This window comes from Actinomadura keratinilytica, assembly GCF_039539665.1.
Lineage (GTDB): Bacteria > Actinomycetota > Actinomycetes > Streptosporangiales > Streptosporangiaceae > Spirillospora > Spirillospora keratinilytica.
Map to the genome: position 1 here is coordinate 21,933 of NZ_BAABDO010000089.1, position 6,000 is coordinate 27,932.

4 protein-coding genes and 1 CRISPR repeat array (1 of these 5 cut by a window edge) are annotated in these 6,000 nt (G+C 68.5%); of the genes, 3 read left to right on the forward strand and 1 reads right to left on the reverse strand.

The features are described from left to right. Positions 1 to 285: direct repeats of the CRISPR family, unit length 29 nt; unit sequence CGGAGCACCCCCGCTCGCGCGGGGAAGAC; it begins 49 nt to the left of the window's first position. A gap of 945 nt (positions 286 to 1,230) precedes the next feature. Genes ABD879_RS23755 through ABD879_RS23765 form a run of 3 tightly spaced genes read left to right on the forward strand, consistent with a single transcriptional unit; the run spans position 1,231 to position 4,084 of the window. After that, entirely contained in the window at positions 1,231 to 2,208 is a 978-nt protein-coding gene (locus ABD879_RS23755) for a sugar ABC transporter substrate-binding protein (protein ID WP_345023787.1), read from the forward strand. A 14-nt stretch (positions 2,209 to 2,222) separates the two neighbouring features. Then, on the forward strand, positions 2,223 to 3,281 hold the full coding sequence (locus tag ABD879_RS23760; RefSeq protein ID WP_345023788.1) for an ABC transporter permease: 1,059 nt from the start codon (positions 2,223 to 2,225) through the stop codon (positions 3,279 to 3,281). After that, positions 3,278 to 4,084 (forward strand): ATP-binding cassette domain-containing protein, encoded by an 807-nt coding sequence (locus ABD879_RS23765; protein WP_345023789.1) that lies wholly within the window; start codon positions 3,278 to 3,280, stop codon positions 4,082 to 4,084. Before ABD879_RS23760 ends, ABD879_RS23765 begins: the two co-directional genes overlap by 4 nt. A 576-nt stretch (positions 4,085 to 4,660) precedes the next feature. Here ABD879_RS23765 and ABD879_RS23770 read toward each other — a convergent pair. After that, the gene (locus ABD879_RS23770) at positions 4,661 to 5,773 is read right to left on the reverse strand and encodes a helix-turn-helix domain-containing protein (RefSeq protein ID WP_345023790.1); all 1,113 of its coding nucleotides are present in this window, start codon (positions 5,771 to 5,773) and stop codon (positions 4,661 to 4,663) included. Positions 5,774 to 6,000 lie beyond the last annotated feature (227 nt).

Here is a 6,000-nt window from a genome sequence, read left to right on the forward strand (position 1 = left end):
AGGCGGAAGGATCGGAGCACCCCCGCTCGCGCGGGGAAGACGGGAAGCCCAGCTTGTCCTCGTCGTAGAAGAACGGAGCACCCCCGCTCGCGCGGGGAAGACTCCCAGCGGGACGCGGTGGGAGGTGGCCCAGGCGGAGCACCCCCGCTCGCGCGGGGAAGACAAGGAGGCCCGGTCGGCGGGGGTCAGCATCATCGGAGCACCCCCGCTCGCGCGGGGAAGACAGCAGCGAGAGCCGTAGCCGATACAGAAATTCCGGAGCACCCCCGCTCGCGCGGGGAAGACACTTCGCGACCTGCGGCTCTGCAGCCTCGTTATCGTTTTGAGATGTTAGCTCTTGGTGTGAGGGTTCGGTAATCGCCGATGTGCTCGGTCCTGTTGTGGGCATCCCGCACGCGGCCGAGGATACGCCCGGTGCGGACCTCTCACCCGTCGTCCCACGCTCCCCGCCCAACATCGTGGGCCCGGACCTGTACGAGCTGATCAGGACTGCGAACCTGTGCGGCAGGCCTCTCTGCCCGCCCCGGGAACGTGTTGCCCCCTTCCCTCCTGGTCGCGGACGGGCGGCCGGTCACAGGTCGCGGCGGTCTATGCCGGTTGTTCAGCGCCGCTCGAGCCGGTCAGTCGTCGGTGTCGGCGCCTGGCCTCCGCACGATGAACGCGCCCCGGCCGCGAGTGGTCACGATCAGGCTCCGGTTGCGGAGGGTGTGAAGCTCGTCACCGATGGTGGTGTGGCTGGCCGGTACTCATCCGCGAGGATGCGAATGGGCTTCCATTCTCCGGCCGGTAGCCGGGCTCCTCGGCCGCCTGCAGGACCTCCGGGATTCCTCGCTCGCGCCGGGCCCCCGGATGACGATCGACACCAGCGCCTGGGACACCCTGTCGTGCGCGGCGACGTCCTCCAGGGGGGCGCTTAGCACCCCTGGCCCTGGCGGATCGCTCGGTCACGGTGGCCCCTCCCATTTCGGACATGCCCAAAAGTTGGCGTCATGTATTGACATGCCGTTGTGACCCACAACATAGTGATGGCCACTAGAGCGCTCTACAGTCCACGCGGCCCGCATCGCGCAGTCACCAGGTGGTACCCCGCCGGGTGATCGGCGCGAAATCTAGAGCGCTCTAGTAGCCGGTCCGCCCCGCAAGCACCCAGCCAGGGACAGACCGCGCGAGGCTTAGGCCGCGCGCGCCGGACCGCCACACCCACCCCACAACGAACGCAAGGAGATTCCCATGGCGAGAACCAAGCGTGCCGTGGGCACCGCCCTTGTCGCGGTGCTCGCCCTCGGCGCGGCCGCGTGCAGTGCGACCGGCGGCAAGAACGCCCAGGAAACCGGCAAGGCCGACACCCCGCGCATGAAGATCGCGATGATCACCCACGAGGCGCCCGGCGACACCTTCTGGGACATCGTCCGCAAGGGCGCCCAGGCCGCGGCCGCCAAGGACAACGTCCAGCTCGTCTACTCCTCCGACCCGGACGCCGGCAAGCAGGCCACCCTCGTGCAGAACGCCATCGACAGCAAGGTGGACGGCATCGCCGTCACCCTGGCCAAGCCGTCCGCGCTGACCGACGCGGTGCGCAAGGCCCAGGCCGCGGGCATCCCCGTCGTCGCCTTCAACTCCGGGCTGGACGACTGGCAGCAGACCGGCGCGCTGCAGTACTTCGGATCCGACGAGCACCTGGCGGGCGAGAGCGCGGGCAAGCGGCTCGCCGAGGAAGGCGCCAAGCACGTGCTGTGCGTCCCGCAGGAGCAGGGGCAGGTCGCGCTCGAAGCCCGCTGCGACGGCGTGGCCAAGGGCTTCTCCGGCAAGACCACCAAGCTCTACGTGACCGGGACGAACATGCCGTCCGTGCGGTCCACCGTCGCCGCCAAGCTCAAGGAGGACCCCAGCATCGACCGGGTGGTCATGCTGGGCGCGCCGTTCGCCCTCACCGCGGTGCAGTCGGTCCGGGACGCCGGAAGCGACGCCAAGGTCGCCACCTTCGACATGAACCCCGAACTGGTCAAGGCCGTCCAGAACGGCGACGTCACCTGGGCGGTCGACCAGCAGCCGTACCTGCAGGGCTATCTGGCGATCGACGCGCTGTGGCTCTACAAGACCAACGGCAACGTCATCGGTGGCGGCAAGACGACGGCCACCGGCCCCTACTTCGTCGACAAGAACAACGTCTCCACCGTCCTGCGGTTCGCGAGCCAGGGCACGCGCTGACGGAGGACCCGATGATGAGCAGTCAGACACTCGACGCCGGCGTCAGCCCGCCGGCACGCGACGAACGGCTCGCCCGCGGACCGCTGACGGCCCGCCTGCTGGCGCGTCCGGAGATCGGGTCGCTGGGCGGCGCCATCGTCATCTACGTGTTCTTCTTCGCCGTCGCCGAACCGTTCCGCGGCCTGGACGCACTGGCCACGACCCTGTACGCCGCCTCCACCCTGGGCATCCCCGCGGTCGGCGTCGCCCTGCTGATGATCGGCGGCGAGTTCGACCTGTCCGCCGGTGTCGCGGTGACCAGCTCGGCACTGCTCGCCTCGATGTTCAGCTTCCAGCTCACCGCCAACCTGTGGGCGGGCATCGGTGTCTCCCTGCTGGTCGCGCTGGCGATCGGCGCGCTCAACGGCTACCTGGTCGTCAGAACCGGTATCCACAGCTTCCTGGTGACACTGTCCACCTTCCTCATGCTGCAGGGACTGAACCTGGCGGTCACCAAGCTTGTCACCGGCACGGTGGCCAGCCCCAACATCTCCGACATGGCCGGCTTCGACTCTGCTCGCACGTTCTTCGCCGCCGAGTGGGACCTCGGCGGGGTGTCACTGCGGATCAGCGTGCTGTGGTGGCTGCTGTTCGTCGCCATCGCCACGTGGACGCTGCTGCGCACCCGCATCGGCAACTGGATCTTCGCCGTGGGCGGCGCCTCGGCCAGCGCCCGCGCCGTGGGCGTCCCGGTGCGCGGGGTGAAGATCGGCCTGTTCATGACCGTGGGCCTCACCTGCTGGTTCACCGGCATGAACCTGCTGTTCTCGTTCAACTCGATCCAGTCCGGCGAGGGCGTGGGCAACGAGTTCCGCTACATCATCGCCGCCGTCATCGGCGGCTGCCTGCTCACCGGCGGGTACGGCTCGGCGGTGGGCGCGGCGATCGGCGCATTTATCTTCGGCATGGCCACCCAGGGCATCGTCTACGCAGGATGGAACCCGGACTGGTTCTTCTTCTTCCTCGGCGCGATGCTCCTCGCCGCCACCCTGTTCAACCTGTGGATCCGCCGCCGGACGGAGGCGAGCCGATGACCGCGCCCCCACTCGTCCGCCTGGACCGGGCGGGCAAGCGCTACGGCAACATCATCGCGCTGCGCGAGGTCTCGATGGAGGTCGGTGCGGGCGAGGTCACCTGCGTCCTCGGCGACAACGGCGCGGGCAAGTCCACCCTAATCAAGATCATCGCCGGCCTGCACCAACACGACACCGGCACCTACGAGGTCGAAGGCGAGCCGGTGCGCTTCACCTCACCCCGGGACGCCCTGGCCCGCGGCATCGCCACCGTCTACCAGGACCTGGCCGTGGTCCCCCTCATGCCGGTCTGGCGCAACTTCTTCCTCGGCTCCGAAGTCCGCAAGGGGCGTGGGCCGTTCAGCCGCCTGGACGTCAACTACATGCGCAAGACCACCAAAGCCGAACTGGCCGCGATGGGCATCGACCTGCGCGACGTGGACCAGCCGATCGGCACCCTGTCGGGCGGCGAACGCCAGTGCGTGGCGATCGCCCGCGCCGTGTACTTCGGCGCCAAGGTGCTGATCCTGGACGAGCCGACCGCCGCGCTCGGCGTCAAGCAGGCCGGGGTGGTGCTGCGCTACATCGTCCAGGCCCGCGAACGCGGCCTCGGCGTGGTGTTCATCACCCACAACCCGCACCACGCCTACCCGGTCGGCGACCGCTTCCTCATCCTCAACCGGGGCCGCAGCATCGGCTACCACACCAAGGACGAAATCACCCGCGAGGACCTGACCACCCTCATGGCCGGCGGCGCCGAACTGGAGGAACTGACCCACAAACTAGAACGCACCACCCCCACCCCAGAACGGAACCCGACCTAACCCGAAACGCGGCCCCGGTGACCACATCACCGGGGCCACACCCACACCCCCGCTCGCGCGGGGAGGACCGGGCGTTCGACCGGTGGCGGCCGTTGGCGTTCGGAGCCCCCCGCTCGCGCGGGGAGGACGAGGTGGACCGCGAGCACGGCGACCGCAAGATCGGAGCACCCCCGCTCGCGCGGGGAGGACGACGCCGAGTGATAGGTCCGCTCGCCGTGCCTCGGAGCACCCCCGCTCGCGCGGGGAGGACAGCGAGCACCGGGGCGTGCGACAACACGACGGCGGAGCACCCCCGCTCGCGCGGGGAGGACAGCGGCGTACATGACCGGTGGCCCATCTGCTGCGGAGCACCCCCGCTCGCGCGGGGAGGACACTTCGCGACCTGCGACTCTGCAGCCTCGTTATCGTTCTGAGATGTTAGCGCTTGATGTGGGCGGTCGACAGTCGTCAGCACGCTCCCTCCTACTGTGGGCATCCCGTCCCCCCGGATCATCCCCGCTCACGCGGGGTGAACATCGGCGGTGCGCCGGATCGCGGCGACGCCCTCCGACATGCCTACGGCGGGGCGTCGCCGTGTCAGCGCAGCGCGGCCGCCAGCCGGGCGAGTCGCGTCGCGCCGAGGCGCTCGGCGAGGTCGGCGACGTCCTCTATGACTCGTTCGGCCTCGGCATCCTCGTGCAGCGCCCGCAGAGACTGCGCCTGATCCAGGCGGTAATAGAGCACCCATTCGGCGTGGTGCATCTCGGCTGGCAGCCCGTCGAGGCCAGCCGTCAGCAGCTCGACCGCCTCGTTATGCCGCCCCAGGTACTGGTAGGCGAGCCCCTGCTGCATGGTGAGCATGTCGGGGTTAAAGAAATATATCCACGGCGGCTCATTTTCAGGATTTTCAGCGGCCTGTGAGGTCAGCTCACGCGCTTGATCGAATCTACGGTCGGTGCTGATTCCGTCGCCGATGATCGCCAGACCGCGTGCCTCCTGCTGCACGGCCAGTGCTCGCACGCCCGGACTCGTCCGCCTGTCCCGCTGTGCCGCCTCCGACAGGCCGATCATCGACGCGATCTCCCCGCGGAGCCAGGCCGCGTGACCCTTCATGTTGAGCGCGGTGGTGATCATGTTCCAATTTCCCGCTTCGGTGGCCCACACGATCGCCCGGTCGTACAGCTGATCAGCCGTGGTCAGGCGACGTGTACTCGCATGCAGCCACGCATCGAACTGCGCCCACTGCGAGGCGACATCCAGTACGTGTGGGCGCATGCTCCCGCGGGCCTCGACGACCAGGCGCTCGATGACGGCGAGTTGAGCCCGCACAGGCTTGACCAGCGGTTCAGAGCCGATGACGTCCTCGAGACGGCGTTGCGCGGCCAGGATCGTCGCCAGGGACTCGACTACCGCCAGATCGATGCGCCTCGGCCTGCGCGCCGCCTGTATGAGACGTTCCTCGTCATCGGGGGTCAAGGCTCCGTTCAGTGCGCGTTGGAGCGGTGACGACGCCCTGAGTGCCGCGAGTTCGCCGTTCGCGTCGAGCAGCTCGTCAAGCCGGGCGGCCACTCTCTCCGAAGGTGTCTTGCGGCCGTTGACGATCCTGGATAGGTTTCCGGAGTCATAGGGGATTTGCCGGGCCGGCTTGCGCATGCTGATCCCGCGGTCGGCCATCAGCGTGCGCAGCTTTTCGGTGAAGGGCTCGGCCATGCGCACTCCACCCGTTTCGTCTCGGGTTGACCCATTGTGCACGCTGCCCTTTTCCGCAATGGCAGCGGTACCGCACTACCAACGGTAACCGCAATGCGCTGACCTTGGAATAGAAAGCGTGCCGCAGGGCACAAAAAGCGGCCCCGGGCGGCGATGGCAGCGCCGACCGGGGCCTAGGGCGTGTCCGGTGGATCATGCGTTGATCCAGAACAAGGCGGTGACCAGCA

What these genes read in the sequence shown, in the direction of transcription:
- ABD879_RS23755 (WP_345023787.1), top strand. Translation starts at nt 1,231, where the DNA reads ATGGCGAGAACCAAGCGTGCCGTGGGCACCGCCCTTGTCGCGGTGCTC.
- ABD879_RS23760 (WP_345023788.1), top strand. Translation starts at nt 2,223, where the DNA reads ATGAGCAGTCAGACACTCGACGCCGGCGTCAGCCCGCCGGCACGCGAC.
- ABD879_RS23765 (WP_345023789.1), top strand. Translation starts at nt 3,278, where the DNA reads ATGACCGCGCCCCCACTCGTCCGCCTGGACCGGGCGGGCAAGCGCTAC.
- ABD879_RS23770 (WP_345023790.1), bottom strand. Translation starts at nt 5,773, where the DNA reads ATGGCCGAGCCCTTCACCGAAAAGCTGCGCACGCTGATGGCCGACCGC.